The sequence below is a fragment of the Moritella sp. F3 genome (assembly GCF_015082335.1).
Lineage (GTDB): Bacteria > Pseudomonadota > Gammaproteobacteria > Enterobacterales > Moritellaceae > Moritella.
This window is the reverse complement of record NZ_BLRL01000008.1, coordinates 52902-72155: the sequence shown is the minus strand read 5'-3', so window position 1 is coordinate 72155 and position 19254 is coordinate 52902. Positions and strand designations below refer to the sequence as shown.

Sequence of the window (19254 nt, the reverse complement as noted above, 5' to 3'; positions counted from 1 at the left end):
ACATCCTTTTGAAGTTAGCTCCCCACCTTGTAACTATTCCATTTACACGGATAATCAGCATTACATTTACATCTGGTTAACCAAGGATTTACACCATGAACGGATCATTTCTTATTGAAGCATTTCAAGCACCCTCTAGCTGTGCGCAAAACTTAGGTAATTTCTTTAATGACTTAGGTGCAGATCCTTACCTTGAAAGTAACTGTCGATTCCGTGCATTTTCACAATATCAAAAAACTGAAACACAATTTGAAAAATTAGGTTCAAGTACATTTATGCAGTCATCTGATGTAAATCGCTTGATTGGTAACGTTCAGCGTAAATTTGAAGACATTTCGCCAACGCTTGACCAGCACCCTGATTTTCAAAATCTATTAAGTACCTTCCTTGAACGCACTAACGTCGATACAACAAAGCAACCAATTGGTGTGCATCAGATCCGCGTAGTCTGCTCAAAAGATCAGTCTGGATCACCCGCTCCAGAAGGTATTCATCAAGACGGCTTTGATTTTGTCGGTATCTTTTGTGTGAAAAGAGACAATATAGCTGGAGCCTTTACACAGATATTTTCATCACCAGTCGATCAGCACCCACACATGAGTACGACACTAGAAGAAAACCAATTCATCATTTTCAATGACCGTCGCTATTACCACTACGTGACTGAAACACTACCCGCGCTACAAGATGAAACCGGACTACGCGACGTATTTGTTTTCACCGCTTGATCTGCCATAAAGTGAGCGAATGAACGCATTCCACACTCTAAAGCACAGTATTACACTTTCTACAAATAACAGTTGCACGAATAAAAGATGTAGCGAAATAATAATTTTATTAAAGGAATACCCGATGAACCTATGTATTGATTCAATCCGCCAAGCATTTCCAGCACTACAACAAAAAGTAAATGGCGAGTCAGTGTATTTTTTTGATGGTCCTGGTGGCTCACAAGTTCCACAGTCAGTACTCGATACCATGACAGCGTACTTAGGTAAATATAACTCGAACCTTGGGGGCCGTTTTTTCTCAAGTGAAAAGACCGTTGATGTCATGCGTAACGCCCGCCTAGCAGGCCAGGCACTGTTAAATACTGAGTCGCCAGATAACATCGTTTTTGGCGCGAACATGACCTCACTGACGTTCAAATTAAGCCGAGCGATCAGCCGTGATTGGCAAGCCGGAGATGAAGTGATTGTTACTTCACTGGATCATTATTCGAATGTTTCAACATGGCAACAAGCCGCTGATGATAAGGGCGCAATAGTACATCAAGCGCGAGTGAATGAAGATGATTGCACACTCGATAGTGAACACTTGCTCTCACTGATTTCAGCTAAGACTAAATTAGTGGCTTTAACTTTTGCGTCAAACACCACAGGCTCTTTGGTGGATGTAAAGCCAATCATTTCAGCAGCACATGCTGTTGGTGCGAAAGTATATATTGATGCGGTTCATTACGCGCCACACAAACTTGTCGATGTGCAAGCATTAGGTTGTGATTTCTTAGCCTGTTCCGCTTACAAGTTCTTTGGTCCGCATGTGGGTATCGCTTATGTGGATCCGCAATGGCTACATAGCTTATCGCCGTACAAAGTAGAGCCAGCAACAAATCAAGGTCCAGGTAGATTTGAAACTGGCACCCAAAGTTTTGAAGCATTAGCAGGCTTCACGGCAGCCGTTGAATACCTTGCCCATGCAGGCGAGCAGGCGCTACCATTACGTGAAAGACTGGTACAAAGTTTCGAGCTATATCAAGCCCATGAACAGCAGTTAAGTAAGCACTTCCTTGCTAAGCTAACGCAATACAGCAACGTAACACTGTACGGCATCAACGATATGGAAAGACTGGCTGAGCGTACACCAACCTTCTCTATCCGTATTGACCATGCGTCTCCTGAAGACGTTTCGGGTTTACTCGGTCAACATAACATGTGCGTTTGGAACGGTCATTTCTATGCTATCGGCTTGTTTAAGCAATTAGATATCTTGGATAAAGGCGGCGTGATACGTATTGGCTTTATGCACTACAATACCACCAGCGAAATTGATGCATTATTTGCGATATTAGAGACAGTATTAGAAAAATAACCACTAATACTCGCTATTAGCTGTAAATAGACCGTATAAGCCCAAGTGTTTCCTGACGCTTGGGCTTACATTTATCAACTCATGATTCAATCCCATCACAACTGATATCCGCTTAAATAGCAAAAACAACACTTCGATAACACTTTCATTTTATTCCTTATGCTAGCCTATGAACACATCAAGAATAGTAATCATCACGCGTTAATCTACGACACAGCAAGGAAGCAAGATATGTCACATCAATCGAGAACGGTACAGCAATGGTTTGATGAATATGGGGTTAGCCACCAAAACAAAACCAATAAGCTCATTCATTGGATAATGGTGCCAGTTATTTTCTTTACCATCGTCGGTTTACTATGGTCTATCCCCAAAGTGGCTTGGATGGGTGTATCGCCATGGCTAAACTGGGCAACAATAGCCATACTACCGGCGATGTATTTCTATTACACCTTATCAAAACGTATCTTACTGGGCATGCTGTTATTTACCGGGTTATGTTTAGTGGCGTGTTATCTGCTGACGTTATACTTAGCCATACCGTTATGGATTTTTAGTGCGGTGCTGTTTGTAATTGCTTGGGTATTTCAGTTTATCGGCCATAAGATTGAAGGCGCGAAGCCCTCGTTCTTTGAAGATCTACAGTTCTTATTAGTCGGTCCAGCTTGGTTGTTAGGGTTTATCTACCAACGTGCTGGTATTCGTTATTAACAAACTGGTATGAGTCACTTAATATCAATAAATGAACTGCTACTTTACAGCCAGGTTATACGAAAAATATGCGGTATCTTTTACAAAGCCTAATTTTTCATACAAGGCTTGCGCCGAGAAGTTATCCTGAGCGGTATTCAAATCGACACGGATAGCCCCCGTATTGCGCGCTTCCCTCACGACTCGATGAATCAATTCATTCGCGAGCCCCTGTCTGCGATATTCAGGCGCAATAAATAAATCGTTTAACACCATAACCCTGCCCAACGACACCGATGAAAACGAGTGATAATTAAGTACAAACCCCATCGGAACACCCGCTTTGTTATAAGCAATAAAAACAGTCGCATCGTTGTTAAGTAAACGCTCACCTAAATACGGACGATATTTTTTTGGGGCTGACGGCTGCTTATAAAACACCATATATTGATCAAATAAACTAACGAGATCGTTTAACTCTTCGAGTGAGGCTTGCTTGATAAGCATAAAATTCCCTTTTAATATGAATCTATAGATAAAGGTAATAATTACGTCTATTACATACATCTATGTGAATAAGTTAGCTATCCAGAGTAGCAACTTATGATTAAATTACAACAGCATAAAACTCCTTATTTATTCATACTTTAAGCATTGTTTTTAGTTATATACTGGCGCTATTCATATCGACAAATAAATATACTTTTTGCTATTTAAATCATTTAACAAGGACGTGAAATGAAACTAATACCTCTGTGCCTCACACTCGCATCACTGTTTTCTAGCGCGACGTTTGCTAATGCTTTTTATACTCCAGTTAGCTACCGCTACTACCAACTCAACTACACTAAAGTCACGGCCGAAGACGTTGATGATCCACTATCCATGTATCAATTAAACATCAGTAATCTACTCAGTCCTTTTCTGTTTAGCCGTACGAGCCTTCATTACTTAAGCAGAGAAACCGAGACCGATGTGAGTAATGCCACCACTACAACATCGATGCAAGCCATATTAAATATGGGCACACGCTTAGTGCTACACCCTCGAGTCGATCTGACCATTGAAAGTGGCGCGGTTTATGAGTTTGCTAAAGAAGTTGAAGTAAAGTCAAGTGCAGGCACTAGTACTAATGATGATTACGACAATGAGGTGGGATTTAATGCCGCGGTTGGCTTAGCAATGCATTTTAGTCATCAGCTAGAATTTATTATTGATGCCGCCTATATCGATATTGGCGACCACGCTGATATTGAGTACAGTGCAGAAATGGTCGCGCATGTACTACCTAACCTTGCGCTCACCGCTAATGGTATTATGTATGAAGAAAATATAGGGTTTGGTTTCGGTCTACAGTTTGATTTTTAAGTATGTATATCGTGATGATACTGATGACAGTCATTAAGCCAATTTAATCACTGTCATCGTTAACACCTACTTAATGCTGGCGATAAACGATACCTCAGTACATACAGCGCTGATTCTTCACTATAGAATTGATTAATAAATTCCCCCCCACAATTTTCAATGACCTTACGTGACGCAAGATTAGTGGGCTCACAAGTGATTATCACATCATCAGTCAGTACCGTCTTCTGAATATGAGACAACATAAACTGAGCAATGCCTTTACCTCTTGCTGATGGTCTCGTTTCATACCCCACATGGCCTATCACGTTATTAATATAATCATTACTCCCCAGCCTGACACGAAGTGAACCAAGAATAATGCCATTTTCGATACAGAAGTAAGTCGTGATAGGCGTCCAGCCTTTCGGGAGTTGCTCACCACGGGCATAAGCAATACGCTTGTTAAGATAACTGGCGTAATTACTGAAGATAAACTCATAAAGCACTATGCCATCAGCCACGCATTCATCGACGTAAGATTTGAAGGCCGTTAGATGGGACACATCTGCCAGTTCTATTTTCATATCTCGCCTCGTATTACTATTCATAACATCACTCATAAAACTATTCATAGCACCACTCATACACCGATATAACCAAACCAAATTATACCACAACGCTTAATCACATCACGACGGCTGCTAACTACACCCCAAATTCACGATAGATTTAAACTATCGTTTTCATAGATTCAATCAGCTTTATCTATTTAGTCAATTACCCCATAATCCTTCTCATGGATTCGCAGCAAGATTGCAGCAAGAGTCCCATCATACAATTAACTAATTAATAGGATAACAACATGATCAACACTCAAATTAAACCATTCAACGCAACGGCTTTCAAACAAGGCGAATTCGTAGAAATCTCAGAACAAGACGTACATGGTAAATGGGCTGTATTCTTCTTCTACCCTGCTGACTTCACATTTGTTTGCCCTACTGAACTAGGTGATGTTGCAGACCATTACGAAGAACTACAAAAACGTGGCGTTGAAGTTTTCTCAGTATCAACTGACACTCACTTCACTCATAAAGCATGGCACGACAGTTCAGAGACTATCGGCAAAATCAACTACTTCATGGTAGGCGACCAATCAGGCAACATCACAAACAACTTCAATGTTATGCGTGCAGGTCAAGGCCTTGCAGACCGTGCAACGTTCCTAGTTGACCCACAAGGTGTTATCCAAGCAATGGAAATCACTGCTGAAGGTATTGGCCGTGACGCTGAAGACTTAATGCGTAAAGTTAAAGCTGCACAGTATGTAGCAGCTAACCCAGGTGAAGTTTGTCCAGCTAAATGGAAAGAAGGCGAAGCTACACTAGCGCCTTCACTAGACCTAGTTGGTAAAATCTAATTTAAAGGCAACTTTAAAGACTGATTGTTTAAAGTAATAAAATCGACCTCAGTTAACAATAACTGAGGTCATTTAAAAATACATTTTCACACGCATTCTAAAAACAAAACGTCACAAATAGAAATTGAAAATAGATTTTTAAATTAACCAAATTGCTAATAGCGTTTACATAAACGCATCTCATATAGCCATAAGCAGAATAAAAGGTGTCACCATGTTAGACCAAAATATGAAAACCCAATTAAAAGCGTATTTAGAAAATTTAAAAACTGAAGTACAGCTAGTGCTTAGCCTTGATGACAGTGAGACAGCACAAAAATTACATACTTTAGCCAGCGACATCGCGTCATTAAGCAGTAAGGTAAGTATTATTGAAGATCAAAGTGCAAGCGCACGTAAACCGATCATGCAAGTGGTCAACCCGATCAAAAAAACAGCCGTTGGTTTTGCAGGTTTACCGATGGGTCACGAATTTACCTCATTGATATTAGCGCTACTACACAGTGGTGGTCACCCGATGAAGTTAGAGGCAGACGTTATTGAACAAATAGCTAACCTTGAAGGCGAAATGAATTTCGAAGTATTCATCTCATTAAGCTGCCAGAACTGTCCGGATGTTGTGCAGGCATTAAATATGATGGCGGCGACTAATCCAAATATTAAAACCACCATGATTGACGGTGCTGCATTCCAAGATGAAGTCGCTGAGCGTAACATCATGGCGGTACCAAGTGTTTACCTAAACGGTGAAGTGTTCACCCAAGGTAGAATTTCATTAACTGAGATTTTAGCTAAAGTGGATACTGGCGCAGCAAAAAAACAAGCGCTAGCATTAAACGAAAAAGAACCTTATGAAGTACTCGTCGTCGGTGGTGGTCCTGCTGGCGCATCCGCAGCCATTTATGCAGCACGTAAAGGTATTCGCACAGGCGTGGTAGCTGAGCGTTTTGGTGGTCAAGTCATGGATACCATGGCGATTGAAAACTTCATTTCAGTAAAAGAAACCCAAGGACCAAAACTTGCAGCGGCACTTGAAGAACACGTAAAAGAATATGACGTGGATATCATGAACGAGCAAAGAGCTAGCGGTGTTATCAGCGCAGAAAAAACCACCGATGGTTATATTCACGTTGAACTCGATAGCGGCGCAACATTAAAAAGCCGCAGTGTGATCTTATCAACAGGCGCACGCTGGAGAGAAATGAATGTGCCAGGCGAACAAGAATACCGTAACAAAGGTGTCGCTTACTGCCCACACTGTGACGGTCCATTGTTTAAAGGTAAAAAAGTAGCCGTGATCGGTGGCGGTAATTCCGGTATCGAAGCAGCTATCGACTTAGCCGGTTTGGTTGAACATGTGACCGTTCTTGAATTTGCAGATACCTTACGAGCCGATCAAGTATTGGTTAATAAAGCCGACAGTATTGCTAACATTACCATTATTAAACAAGCGCAAACCACTGAAGTGATTGGTGACGGAACACGTGTAACAGCGCTTAATTATGTTGACCGCGCCACTGGCGATGCAAAACAGCTCGAACTTGCCGGTATCTTTGTACAAATTGGGTTGATGCCAAACAGTGATTTCTTAAAAGGCAGTGGCGTTGCGTTATCACCACGTGGTGAGATTGAAGTGAATGCCAAAGGTGAAACATCTGTGGCGGGTATATTTGCTGCCGGTGACGTAACAACTGTACCTTACAAGCAAATCATCATTGCGATGGGCGAAGGCTCAAAAGCAAGTTTAAGTGCTTTTGATCATTTAATTCGTACACCAGCACCAACCGATACAGTTAACGCTTAACTGTAAAAAGTAAATTGCAACAAACAGCAATAAGATAAAATTTGCGCAAGTCCCCACGTGCAAGGCTTATCCTCTATAAACCAGCAGTCGCTAATGATTGCTGGTTTTTTTATTTATATACCAGCCAATAAATCTCGCACCTCTGTAATAGCAGTCGGTCTGACAAGTCGCGATACTTCTTGCCCATCTTTAAGTAATACCAACGTCGGCCATAACTTAACTTTAAATACCCGTCCGAGTTTTTTGCCTCGACCATCAGCTATTTTTATGTGGGGTAATTGCGGATGAGCTACTAGCACGTCTTTAATCGCAGGTTCAGCCGTTTGACAGTGACCACACCAAGACGCACCAAACTCTAAAATGGCATAACCAGTCCAACGCTCTATATCTGTAAACGCCGGAGCTTCTTCGCTATATTCAGGGCTAACATCAAGATAGTGAGTCGTCATATTTAATTCCATTGTAAAATTAACTAAAGTAACGGCATTTCGTTGTACTGTATTTGTCGTTACCACAGAAAAACCACGACGCTCGAAAAACGGCTTGGCAATCAATGATGCCTCAACATATAAACGCGCGATGCTCCTGGCCCGTGCTTCTGTAAGCAAATGTTTATAAAGTGCCGATGCAACGCCCATCCCCTGAAAGTCAGGGTGTGCGTAGGTACAATCAATATGACCATCAACATCCAACTCAATAAAGCCCGCTATCCGACCATCAACTATCGCCACGAACGGTCTTTTGACACTTAATCGTTTCGACCAGGCCTCATAGTCAGGTGGCGTAGGAGCCCAAGCCTGTTTCTGTTCTACTGTATATACCAACGGATCTATACCGTGAACGGATTGGTAAAATAAATCAGTAATCTCTGTCGCCCATTGGATAGCGTACGGCTTAATTTTAATCGTCTTCATGATCACCAATCTGTGTCGAATACCGAAAATTGAGGCTGATTATACGCTTTTCAGGAATTCAATTGCCAGAGACTGTTCTTCCAAAGCAAAGCATTGCATATCAATTTTTTTAAACATCTTATCTTCAATATTAACAATATGTTCTATCCACTTTTTATCCGTTAATATCGCAACCTTATCTATATTGCTAATACCGACATCAAACAGATATTTAAACTCTTCGATTAGGGCTGCAAATTCAACACCGCTAAAAGAGTTAATCTTTTCAAACAGGACAATACTGCCATAATGCTCAATTTTCTCTTTGGCAAAATTCAGCACCAGCGCCATGTCACCTTCCGTTATTTTACCCGACATTTGAAACGCAACCGCGTTGTCAATTTCGATATCTATCATTTCCAACATATCATTTCCTACATCTCATTTTCTACATATAAATAAGCTCATAAAAAAAGCCTTACCCTAGCCCATTATAGTAATGGATTAAGCGTAAGGCTTTTCAGCAGTACATCATATTTTTGCAAGTACTGTTCTTAGTGCGATAAAATCTGCTCTAAGAATAATTTTAAACGATCTGATTGCGGGTTATCAAAGAACTCATGTGGTTCATTCTCTTCAATAATCTGCCCTGCATCCATAAAGATAACGCGATCAGCCACTTTCTTAGCAAAACCCATTTCGTGGGTTACACAGATCATCGTGATCCCCTCATCAGCAAGCTCAACCATCACATCTAACACTTCCGATACCATTTCTGGATCCAGTGCCGATGTAGGCTCATCAAACAACATGATTTCAGGGTTAATACACAGACAACGAGCAATTGCCACACGCTGCTGCTGTCCACCAGAAAGCTGATTTGGGAACTTATGTGCTTGGTCAGCAATTTTTACGCGTTCCAAATACATCATCGCCGTTTTAATCGCTTCATGACGAGGCTTTTTATGTACCCAAGTTGGCGCTAGTAATAAGTTTTCTAATACTGAAAGATGCGGAAACAAATTAAAGTGTTGGAATACCATCCCTACTTGCGATCGAATATGACGCACAACTTTTACGTCTTCAATCAAGTCTGTGCCGTTAATGTTAATTTTACCTTCTTGAAATTTTTCAAGATGATTCAGACAACGGATCGTGGTTGACTTACCTGACCCTGATGGACCACAGATAACCACTTTTTCGCCTTTCTTGATATTTAAGTTAACGTCTTTAAGTACGTGAAAATCACCATACCATTTGTTAACGTCTTGCATGCTAATCATATTTTCTTGTTCTGACATGATATTTCCTTATACCAATTACCTTACGTAAATGGTCAGTGTTAAGCTGTAAATTTACGGTAATTGCTAGTGATCGGTATTGTATCGACGTTCTATCACGCGCGAGTATTGCGACATGCTGAAACAAAATACCCAATAGATCAGAGTAACAAACACATAACCTTCGATTTCAAAACCAAGCCAACTGGTATCACTGTTTGTAAGTGTCACCATAGCTAGGATATCGAACAAGCCAATGATTAATACTAAGGTCGTATCTTTAAATAACGAGATGAATGAACCAACCAAGTTAGGGATCGAAATCTTTAACGCTTGTGGCAGAATAATTAAAATCATTCCCTGCCAATAGGTTAAGCCTAATGATTCACTCGCTTCATACTGGCCTTTCGGAATAGCTTGCAAACCACCACGAATAACTTCGGCAATATATGCGGCTTGGAACAAAGTAATACCAATTAACGCACGTAATAACTTATCAAATTCAATACCATCACTGAAGAATAATGGTAGTACTACCGACGCCATAAATAGGATAGTAATCAGTGGCACACCACGAATGAACTCAATAAAACCAACACATAAAGTTTTAACAATGGGCATATTGTCAGACTGACGACCCAGTGCGAGTAAAATACCGATTGGGAATGACGCGATAATACCGACGGCAGCCACCAAAATAGTCAGCATTAAACCGCCCCACTTTTCAGTGCCAACCACTTCAAGTCCTAAGCCACCACGGATCAAGATGAAGCATATAACCGGATACAACAGCATGCTGACAAATTTGATTTTAATACTGCTCAGACGTGGTATAAAAAATACAAAAATAATACTGATAATCGCGACTAAATTCGGACGCCAATGCAGGGCTTCAGGATAGAACCCATACATAAATTGATCGAACTTCTCGATAATAAATATCCAGCGCGCACCTTCTTTAACCACTTCTTCTTTAGTACCACTCCATGTCGCATCAAAGATCATCCAATCTAATAGCGGTGGGATTGTAGTATAGATAAAGTAAATACCCAGCAGTGTTAGCAGCGTATTAGGAATTGTAGAAAATAGATTCTCTCGTAACCAGAACACCAACCCCTTACTCGTCGAAGGTGCAGGTTTGGCCTCTTTCATCGTATAAACAGCCATATTATCTTCCTTTAATTTCCATTCTTGCATTAACCCAGTTCAGTAACATCGAAATAACAATACTGAATACAAGATACACAGCCATCGTCATTAGGATAATCTCAATAGCCTGACCGACTTGGTTAAGCGTCGTACCTGAGAACAAGGTAACAATTTCTGGATAACCAATTGCAGTAGCCAGTGACGAGTTTTTCACTAGGTTAAGATATTGGTTAATCACTGGCGGGATAATCACGCGTAACGCTTGCGGTAAAACCACTTTACGCAAAATGACATAATCTTTTAGCCCTAATGATTCTGCCGCTTCTTTTTGACCTGGGGGTACAGCTTCAATCCCCGCACGTACAGCTTCAGCAATATAGGTAGCGGTATAGATACTTAACGCAAAGATAAGCGCAAGTAATTCCGGAATAATGGTGATACCACCTTTAAAATTAAACCCTTTTAACGCTGGATATTCAGCACTGATAGGTTGACCGGTAACGAAAAAGACCAGTAAAGGAGCTGCGACAACGATAGCCAGAGAGACCTTCACTAATGGAAATTCTTCGCCAGTTAAATCATGACGTTTGATTGCCCATTTACTCAGAAAGACCACACTGACACAAGCCAGCACAAACGCGATAAGAATAAAGCTACTGCCCGATTCAAAGATCGGATCCGGTACAATTAAACCGCGGTTATTAATAAAGATAGAATCAAAATAAGAAATACTTTGGCGCGGACTTGGCAGTGCAGCAAGTACCACGTTATACCAAAACAAGATCTGTAATAAAATAGGGATATTACGGAATGTTTCAATATAAACCAGTGACAATTTAGCGATTAAATAATTAGAAGATAAGCGACCAATACCGACCATTAGGCCAATAATCGACGCGAGTACAATACCAATCACGCCCACGAGCATGGTATTTAATATACCAACAATAAATACATCTAAAAACGTTGAGCTTGTATCATCATAAGGAATAAGCGCTTGGCTGACACCAAAACCAGCTGTTTCGCCTAAAAATGAGAAACCTGTAGTGATACCCCTTTTTGCTACATTATCAAACATATTGTTAACGAAGTAAAAAATGCATAAAACCACAACCACTAAAGAAAGCACTTGGAAAATAATTGCGCGATTTTTGGGGCTATTAAACAAACCGCTGGAGGTTGGGGGGAGTTTTGAATTATTCATAACAAAATAACCTTTTAAAAAAGGGGGCAAAGCCCCCGATATACCAAGGTCACTTCAACATACCCGATGATAAGGTGAAGTGACTAAGGTATTAATTTATCGAATTGGCATTGCGTACATTAAGCCGCCTTTATTCCATAAATTATTGAGGCCACGGTCAATGTTAAGAGGTGAATTTTTACCTACATTATTTTCAAACATTTCTTCGTAGTTACCAACTTGTTTTACGATTTGGTAAGCCCAATCTGATTTAAGTCCTAAATTTTCACCAGCTTTACCAGATACACCTAACAGACGTTTAACAGATGGATTAGCTGATTTTAATTGCTTATCAACATTGCTTGCCGTTACACCTAGCTCTTCAGCTTCAAGTGTTGCGAATAAGCTCCAACGGACTACGTTAAACCATTCATCATCACCTTGACGTACAACAGGACCGAGAGGTTCTTTAGAAATAATATCAGGCAGTACAACTGCTGATTTAGGATCGTCCAACTTAATTCTTAAACCATATAGCTGCGATGCATCAGAGGTAACTGCGTCACAACGACCTTTTTTGAATGCATCAATTGTTTGACCTGATGTATCAAACGTAACGGCTTTATACTCCATGTTATTCGATTTGAAATAATCAGTTAGGTTAAGTTCAGTTGTTGTACCCGCCTGAATACAGAAAGATGCACCATCTAATTCTTTCGCTGACGTAACACCGAGGTCTTTATTAACCAAGAAACCTTGACCATCATAATAGTTAACACCAGCAAAGTTTAAGCCCAGTGAAGTATCACGTGTTGCTGTCCACGTCGATGCGCGAGATAGCAGGTCAATCTCACCACTTTGTAATGCCGTAAAACGTTCTTTTGCAGTCAATGGAATGAATTTAACTTTCGATGCATCACCTAATACAGCAGCCGCAACGGAACGACAAAAGTCAACGTCGATACCTTTCCAAACACCTTTTGAATCTGTTGCTGAGAAACCCGGGATCCCTGTAGAAACACCACAGTTCAATACGCCTTTTTTCATCACCTGCTCTAATGTAGCAGCATTAACTAAATTGGGTAATGTTGATGCTAGACCTAGTATTAAAGCTATTTTTGTAACCTTCATATTAATTTCCTTGTCTATTTTTATTATTGTAATGTTGGTTTTAGTTGGCTAACTCGCCTGTTAAAAAGAGTTGTTTTCTCTGTTTCCTAAACACAAAATAAGCATAAGGCAATTTTTATATAACATCTATGAAGCAACAACTGATTAACAAAAGCATTGGTAAGTATTAGACATTCGTCACGAATTTAACACTTAATTAACAATTATAGCGGTATTTTAGGTGAATAATACTTTGTGGTTATTCACTTTAAGGCTTTTATCCATATTCCCTTCTATAATATAAATTAATAAACTATAAGGTATGACATTGTTCTAATTTCATTCTTTACGAGTAAAGCGAGTCTAATCCGCTGATTTACAAAGAAGCTATAAATTAAATCAGTTTCCATCATTACACTTAACCAAGATAAGTTTAAATGATCATTAAGAAAGTTCGCCGTCATTTTCCAGCTTATGTAGGGGGAATTTATCGACGATATCCGTTAATACTCCTCCGATGAGAGCCTGTTATATTTTGTTGCAGGGTTCACATAACAAGATCACTAATCGAAGGAAAGTCAGTGAGTAATTATCACTATATAAGTAGCTTTATCAATTACAGCTAAGAAACACTGTCAGGTAAGATTAAATAACCAGCTTTAAATAATGCTTACGCCCAAATGTAGCGAAAAGTGTAGAACCAAAAAGCACTAATAGAGGGTTGTGTGAAAAAGCATTTTTGACGGTGACGGCACCATGGGAGAGGTCTTTGGTATAAATTGGCTGGCTAGAGCACCAACTGAGTTTGGCTTGCAGAATTTGAGTATTGTCAGGGACATCAATAACAAAGCGTTGGCCACGTTTGACGTAAGTTATGAATTCACCGTCGGCATATAATTTATAATCACGCACGGCATCGAGTAATTGCGCTGGTCTGTATATCCATAATTTCATTTCACATCATCCTTAATGTAAAGTTTATAGCTGGTCTAGTGCTTGTTTAGTCCAGATGTCGTGCTTGTAAAGTTATAGCCCATCTTAACTAAGCAATGTCATGAGCAAGCATGAAAAAAGTACTAATAATCCATTTATGCATAATTAAACGGTTATTAGTACTTTTATAGTCATCTCTATTTATTTGCTCAATCAATAAATCAATAGAGAAATAGACACCTAACAACGATGACGACTTAAATAAGTCACCACCATCCTAACTAAGGTTCTTGACGTGTGCTTGCTAATACGATTTCACGAATACATACATCTTGCGGCTGTGCATAAGCAAATTCAATGGCACGTGCAACATCATCTGGTGCCAGAATGTTACCCATCGTTTCTTTCCAAGCTTCATAGCCCGCTTTAATGTCTTCTGATGTCGTATGCGACAACAATTCAGTTTCAACAGCACCTGGTGCAATAGTAATTACACGTACGTCTGACATAGCAACTTCTTCACGTACATTTTCAGTGATTGCGTGAACAGCAAATTTAGTACCACAATAAGCAGCGTGCGCACCGAATGTTTTACGGCCTGCAACAGAACTGATGTTGATGATAGTACCTGTGTTACGGGCTTTCATTGGCGCAAGTACTGCTTGCATACCGTTTAATAATGCAATCACGTTCACGTCGAACATGGTTTTGAATTCTTCAGCAGGCTGTGTATCAATTTGACCTAATAACATCATGCCTGCGTTGTTAATTAATAAATCAGCAGGACCATATAACGCCTCAGCTTTAGCAAGTGCAGCGTGGAACTCAGCATGGATAGTTAAATCAACTTTTTCACATAAGCAATTTGGTAAGTTTAGTGCATCTAGTTTTTCAACACGACGAGCAACTAATAATAACGGGTGACCAGCTGCGCTTAAACGTTTCGCTGTAGCTTCACCAATACCTGAACTTGCGCCTGTAATAACAACTAATTTTTTCATTATATACTCTCTATTTTATACTAATATTTGATGATGATTTTTAATAACAATTAAGATTAAACGACAGCGGTTAGCTGCCAGCTCAGTGAATGTGTCGAGCCTATTAATGTTAGACCTAGGCACTCCTGAGTGGATGAAAGAGAGTATATAGATATCGACATTGTTGATATATACACAATAAAGAACATAACTGTTACGTTTTAAGCTACAATTAAATTCATAAACTTTTACTATCATCCTTACCCAACTTAATCTCTATAGGCACAGCAATGCAAAATGGCTCATCCCTTGCCGACATCCGCGCGTTTGTTACTATTGCAGAACAAGGCAGCTTTACCAAAGCAGCTGAAGTATTGCAGTCATCTCGCGCCCACGTATCTCGCCAACTTGCTCAGCTCGAACAACAACTCGGCGTGCAACTGATTATCCGTACGACACGAGCCCAACGATTGACGCCAATTGGCGAACAGTTTTTTCAGCAATGCCTGACATCATTACAAACTATCAACCAAGCCGTGATAGCGGCTAAAGACGATACCGAACAATTACAGGGTAGTATCTACATTAACTGTGTTGGTGGTGTGATTGGCGAGGATATTTTAGCGAACATTATTAGTGAGTTTAATTTACAGTATCCCGATATCGAGGTTGAGCTGGACTTTAGTAGTCCACGTGTTGACTTGATTTCTGAAGCATTTGATTTAGTCGTGCGTATGGGGGAATTAGAGGATTCGGGGTTAGTCGCCAGAAAGCTGACCAACATTAAGGTGCAAGTGCTAGCCAGTCCTGATTATTTAGCCAAGCATCCAGTCATTAAGCACCCTAAAGATCTAGAGCAACATAATTGTTTAACCGGCAGTATCAAGCGTTGGCGTTTTCATCAAAAATCAGTGCAACACAATAATGCACCGATACACGAGTTAGACATTAACGTTAAAGGTAACTTTAGCTGTAAGAGTGGCCGTGCACTCATTAATGCCGCAAAAAGTGGTAATGGCATTGTCCGTTTACCAGCGCTGTATTGTGAAGATGAAATTAACGACAATACCTTATCATCTGCATTTACGTCAGACTCAGCGCAAGACTTAGCACAAGAGAAATGGCACTCACCAGATGTTCCACTATTCCTACTTTATCACCGCAATCGCTATCAACCAGCTCGCTTAAAAGTACTGATTGATTTTATATGCCAACGATTTAAGCAATTATAATAATATTTTCATTGAAATTGCGATGTTCGAATGGTGGTTAAAATGTTCTTTCGAGCATTTATGATTAAGATCAATTCATCAGAAGCTATCTAGTTCATACTTATAAGTAGTTAATTGAGCTGCATATATGGATGAATTATGGGAAAGGTAACCCGTTTCAATACCGAAGTATTGATAATTGGCGGTGGCGCGACAGGCACCAGTATTATGCGCGATTGCGCATTACGTGGCATCACATGCATATTACTTGATAAAGGTGATATCGCTTCAGGTACGACAGGCCGTAACCATGGCTTATTACATTCCGGCGCGCGTTATGCGGTCACCGATGCAGAATCGGCCCGAGAGTGTATCCAAGAAAACAAAATCCTCAAGCATATCGCCAGTCACTGCATTGAAGAAACCAACGGGTTATTTATTACCTTGCCAGAAGATGATCTGGATTTTCAACATACCTTCATGGCAGCTTGTGCAACCGCCGGTATCGACACGCAAAGACTGACCCCACAACAAGCCATCGAACTTGAACCCAACGTCAATCGCAGCCTACTTGGTGCAGTCAAAGTCCCTGACGGCACGCTCGACCCTTTTCGTTTATGTGCATCGAATGTATTAGATGCTAAAAACCATGGCGCACAGCTACTTACCTACTCGATGGTGCAATCTTTAATTCGTATTGGCGATCGTATCATTGGCGCAAAATGCATTAATACCCGCACCAATGAACAGTTTGAAGTGTATGCCCAAGAAGTCATTAATGCAGCTGGTATTTGGGGCAAGAACATTTGTCACTATGCCGATCTAAATGTACAGATGCTCCCCGCTAAAGGGTCACTGTTAGTATTCGAACACCGTATTAATGATCTCGTTATCAATCGCTGCCGTAAACCTGCCGATGCCGATATTTTAGTACCTGGAGACTCGATTTCACTCATTGGTACAACGTCAGAAGAAATTGATTATAAAGATATCGATTCACTCAAAATCAGTGAAAAAGAAGTCAACATCTTAATTGAAGAAGGCGCCAAACTAGCCCCGATACTGGCTCAAACACGTATTTTGCGTGCTTATGCAGGCGTACGACCATTAGTTGATGTCGGCGGCGGTGATGGCCGTAATATCAGCCGCGGTATTGTATTACTTGATCACCAGCAGCGTGATGGCTTAGCTGGGTTCAGCAGTATTCTCGGCGGAAAATTAATGACCAGTAGGTTAATGGCTGAAATGACTACCGACCTTGTAGCAAGCAAGCTCGGTAATATCAGCAGCTGTACAACCCATTTACAGCCGCTACCTGGCTCTGTAACTCAGTCTGGAAACAACAAACATAAACCTAAACAAGCGGTATTTACCACCACAGCTGCCACTCACCGTCACGGTGAAAATGCAGTTGCTAGCTTTGATCAAAGCACTAAAGGCAAATCGATTGTTTGTGAATGTGAGATGGTTTCTGTAGGTGAAATTGAGTACGCGATTAAGCAGTTAGATGTGACTAATTTGGTTGATTTACGCCGACGTACCCGCCTCGGCATGGGGTCATGCCAGGGGGAATTGTGCACCTACCGCGCATCTAGCCTGTTTTGTGACTTTGGCAACTGCAGTGGTTATGAATCGAGTCAGTTATTAATGCAGTTTTTTGAAGAACGCTGGAAAGGTATCAAGCCAGTGTTATTTGGTGACGCATTACGAGAAGCAGAATTTACCTATTGGCTCTATGAAGGTCTATTTGGCGCAACAGATATTAACAAGCTCGGTGAGAAGCAAGAAGATAAGGATTATTATGAAATTTGATAGCATCATTATTGGCGGTGGCATAGCCGGTTATACAGCAGGCTTACGCAGCCTTGAAGCTGGATTAAAAACAGCTATTATTTCTAATGGTCAAAGCGCGCTGCACTTTTCTTCAGGCTCTATCGATCTGCTCTCGCATACGCCAACAGGTAAGGCTATTCGTAATCCGGCGGCTATTTTCAATAAATTCACCAACGAGTTTCCAGCTCATCCATACAGTCAAGTCGGTAAAAAAACCGTATTTGAATCTGTGCAATGGTATAAAAAATTACTCACTAACGCAGGTATTCCATTAATACAGCAAGACAATGGTGATAACCACCTGCGTATCACACCGCTGGGTACGTTAAAGTCGACTTGGCTGTCACAGCCTTATGTGCAACAACTGCCAATGCGACTGAGCGAACATGCCATCAAGCGTATTATCGTGGTCCAAATTGATGACTTCCGTGATTTTAACGCTAAGATGGTCACCGACAATTTAGTTCAAATACCAGAGTTTGAAGGCGTTGAAATAGCACACGCCAATGTCGCTATTGCTGGTTTCTCAGGGCTTAAACGCAACGCTTGCGAGTTGCGCTCTATTGATATCGCTCGTATCTTAACGAACGACAGTGAAATCAAAGCTCTCGCCGATAAGCTACTCACGATCGCAACGGTTAATGATGTCGTTATATTACCAGCCATCACAGGTAATGGTTTAGGTCTTGAAACGCTCAACAAGCTACATGAATTAACCAATTTAACCTTTCACGAAGTACCGACCATGCCACCGTCAATGTTAGGCATTCGCCTCGAAGAAACCATGATTGATTTGTTTATCAAAGGTGGAGGGATGTTATTAAAAGGCGACCAAGTCACCCGTGGTGACATAACAAAAGACAGTAACAACAATGATGAATTGTGCCTTAAACGCATTTATACCCGTAACTTAGAAAGCATGCCATTATCCGCCGACAATTTCATTTTTGCATCCGGTAGCTTCTTTAGTAAAGGCCTTATTGGCCATCATGACAAGTTACAAGAACCTGTGTTTGACTTAGACATGAATAGCCTTGAGCAACGTAACACTTGGTATAACCCACAGTTTTTTGCACCTAACTCACAACCATTTTTATCATTAGGCATTAAAACGAACCAAACCTTTAATCCAATGCTCAAAGGCAAAGTAATCAATAATCTATTTTGCGCTGGCTCTAACTTAGGTGGCTATGATCCCGTGGCTGAAGGCAGTGGCAGTGGCGTAGCAATTAGTACCGCTTATCATGCCGTCAATTTGCTACTACAACATAATAAGAATAGCCATTCTCAAAATATCACCAGCGACAGCTTGGCATAAAGGAGCAAT

The 19254-nt window shown here is 40.7% G+C and carries 19 protein-coding genes; 9 read left to right on the top strand and 10 right to left on the bottom strand.

The features are described 5' to 3' along the window. The first annotated feature begins 95 nt into the window (after positions 1-95). From JFU56_RS14420 to JFU56_RS14410, 3 genes are all read left to right on the top strand, one after another. Positions 96-728: a 2OG-Fe dioxygenase family protein gene (locus tag JFU56_RS14420; protein ID WP_198437987.1), complete on the top strand. Its 633-nt coding sequence runs from the start codon at positions 96-98 to the stop codon at positions 726-728. Positions 729-852: 124 nt separating this feature from the next. Next, complete coding sequence (locus tag JFU56_RS14415) at positions 853-2091, top strand: cysteine desulfurase-like protein (protein WP_198437986.1); 1239 nt, start codon at positions 853-855, stop codon at positions 2089-2091. A gap of 231 nt (positions 2092-2322) precedes the next feature. Next, positions 2323-2802: a DUF962 domain-containing protein gene (locus tag JFU56_RS14410; protein WP_198437985.1), complete on the top strand. Its 480-nt coding sequence runs from the start codon at positions 2323-2325 to the stop codon at positions 2800-2802. Positions 2803-2841: 39 nt separating this feature from the next. Here the strand turns inward: JFU56_RS14410 and JFU56_RS14405 are convergent, their stop codons facing one another. After that, positions 2842-3288: an N-acetyltransferase gene (locus tag JFU56_RS14405; protein ID WP_198437984.1), complete on the bottom strand. Its 447-nt coding sequence runs from the start codon at positions 3286-3288 to the stop codon at positions 2842-2844. A 231-nt stretch (positions 3289-3519) separates the two neighbouring features. Between JFU56_RS14405 and JFU56_RS14400 the strand changes: the two genes are divergently transcribed. Beyond that, positions 3520-4149, top strand: coding sequence for an outer membrane beta-barrel protein (locus tag JFU56_RS14400; protein WP_198437983.1), 630 nt, complete (start codon positions 3520-3522; stop codon positions 4147-4149). 59 nt (positions 4150-4208) lie between these two features. Here JFU56_RS14400 and JFU56_RS14395 read toward each other — a convergent pair whose 3' ends face one another. Beyond that, the gene (locus tag JFU56_RS14395) at positions 4209-4715 is read right to left on the bottom strand and encodes a GNAT family N-acetyltransferase (RefSeq protein ID WP_242065964.1); all 507 of its coding nucleotides are present in this window, start codon (positions 4713-4715) and stop codon (positions 4209-4211) included. A 278-nt stretch (positions 4716-4993) separates the two neighbouring features. Here JFU56_RS14395 and ahpC point away from each other — a divergent pair, with 278 nt between their 5' ends. Both ahpC and ahpF read left to right on the top strand, forming a co-directional pair. Further along, positions 4994-5551 carry an alkyl hydroperoxide reductase subunit C gene (gene ahpC / locus JFU56_RS14390; protein WP_198437981.1) on the top strand — a complete coding sequence of 186 codons (558 nt, stop codon included), beginning with the start codon at positions 4994-4996 and terminating at the stop codon, positions 5549-5551. Between the two features lie 214 nt (positions 5552-5765). Then, a complete protein-coding gene (gene ahpF / locus JFU56_RS14385) occupies positions 5766-7355 on the top strand; it encodes an alkyl hydroperoxide reductase subunit F (RefSeq protein ID WP_198437980.1) in 1590 nt (529 codons plus the stop codon). Between the two features lie 113 nt (positions 7356-7468). Here ahpF and JFU56_RS23215 read toward each other — a convergent pair whose 3' ends face one another. From JFU56_RS23215 to JFU56_RS14345, 8 genes are all read right to left on the bottom strand, one after another. Then, on the bottom strand, positions 7469-8269 hold the full coding sequence (locus JFU56_RS23215; RefSeq protein ID WP_198437979.1) for a GNAT family N-acetyltransferase: 801 nt from the start codon (positions 8267-8269) through the stop codon (positions 7469-7471). 39 nt (positions 8270-8308) lie between these two features. Continuing rightward, a complete protein-coding gene (locus tag JFU56_RS14375; protein WP_198437978.1) occupies positions 8309-8674 on the bottom strand; it encodes an STAS/SEC14 domain-containing protein in 366 nt (121 codons plus the stop codon). A 128-nt stretch (positions 8675-8802) separates the two neighbouring features. Then, positions 8803-9549, bottom strand: coding sequence for an amino acid ABC transporter ATP-binding protein (locus JFU56_RS14370; RefSeq protein ID WP_374221049.1), 747 nt, complete (start codon positions 9547-9549; stop codon positions 8803-8805). Positions 9550-9615: 66 nt separating this feature from the next. Continuing rightward, positions 9616-10695: an amino acid ABC transporter permease gene (locus JFU56_RS14365; protein WP_198437977.1), complete on the bottom strand. Its 1080-nt coding sequence runs from the start codon at positions 10693-10695 to the stop codon at positions 9616-9618. A gap of 1 nt (position 10696) precedes the next feature. Continuing rightward, positions 10697-11881: an amino acid ABC transporter permease gene (locus tag JFU56_RS14360; protein WP_198437976.1), complete on the bottom strand. Its 1185-nt coding sequence runs from the start codon at positions 11879-11881 to the stop codon at positions 10697-10699. Positions 11882-11977: 96 nt separating this feature from the next. Continuing rightward, the gene (locus tag JFU56_RS14355) at positions 11978-12991 is read right to left on the bottom strand and encodes an amino acid ABC transporter substrate-binding protein (protein WP_019441941.1); all 1014 of its coding nucleotides are present in this window, start codon (positions 12989-12991) and stop codon (positions 11978-11980) included. Positions 12992-13615: 624 nt separating this feature from the next. Continuing rightward, positions 13616-13924: a hypothetical protein gene (locus JFU56_RS14350; RefSeq protein ID WP_198437975.1), complete on the bottom strand. Its 309-nt coding sequence runs from the start codon at positions 13922-13924 to the stop codon at positions 13616-13618. 260 nt (positions 13925-14184) lie between these two features. Then, on the bottom strand, positions 14185-14904 hold the full coding sequence (locus JFU56_RS14345) for an SDR family oxidoreductase (protein ID WP_198437974.1): 720 nt from the start codon (positions 14902-14904) through the stop codon (positions 14185-14187). A 269-nt stretch (positions 14905-15173) separates the two neighbouring features. Between JFU56_RS14345 and JFU56_RS14340 the strand changes: the two genes are divergently transcribed. The 3 genes from JFU56_RS14340 (at position 15174) to glpB (ending at position 19245) form a co-directional block, all read left to right on the top strand. Continuing rightward, positions 15174-16115, top strand: a complete 942-nt coding sequence (locus JFU56_RS14340; RefSeq protein ID WP_198437973.1) for a LysR family transcriptional regulator — start codon at positions 15174-15176, stop codon at positions 16113-16115. A gap of 138 nt (positions 16116-16253) precedes the next feature. Then, positions 16254-17906, top strand: coding sequence for an anaerobic glycerol-3-phosphate dehydrogenase subunit A (gene glpA / locus JFU56_RS14335; RefSeq protein WP_198437972.1), 1653 nt, complete (start codon positions 16254-16256; stop codon positions 17904-17906). Next, the gene (glpB, locus tag JFU56_RS14330; protein ID WP_198437971.1) at positions 17896-19245 is read left to right on the top strand and encodes a glycerol-3-phosphate dehydrogenase subunit GlpB; all 1350 of its coding nucleotides are present in this window, start codon (positions 17896-17898) and stop codon (positions 19243-19245) included. The genes glpA and glpB overlap by 11 nt, the downstream gene beginning before the upstream one ends. Positions 19246-19254: the final 9 nt, after the last annotated feature.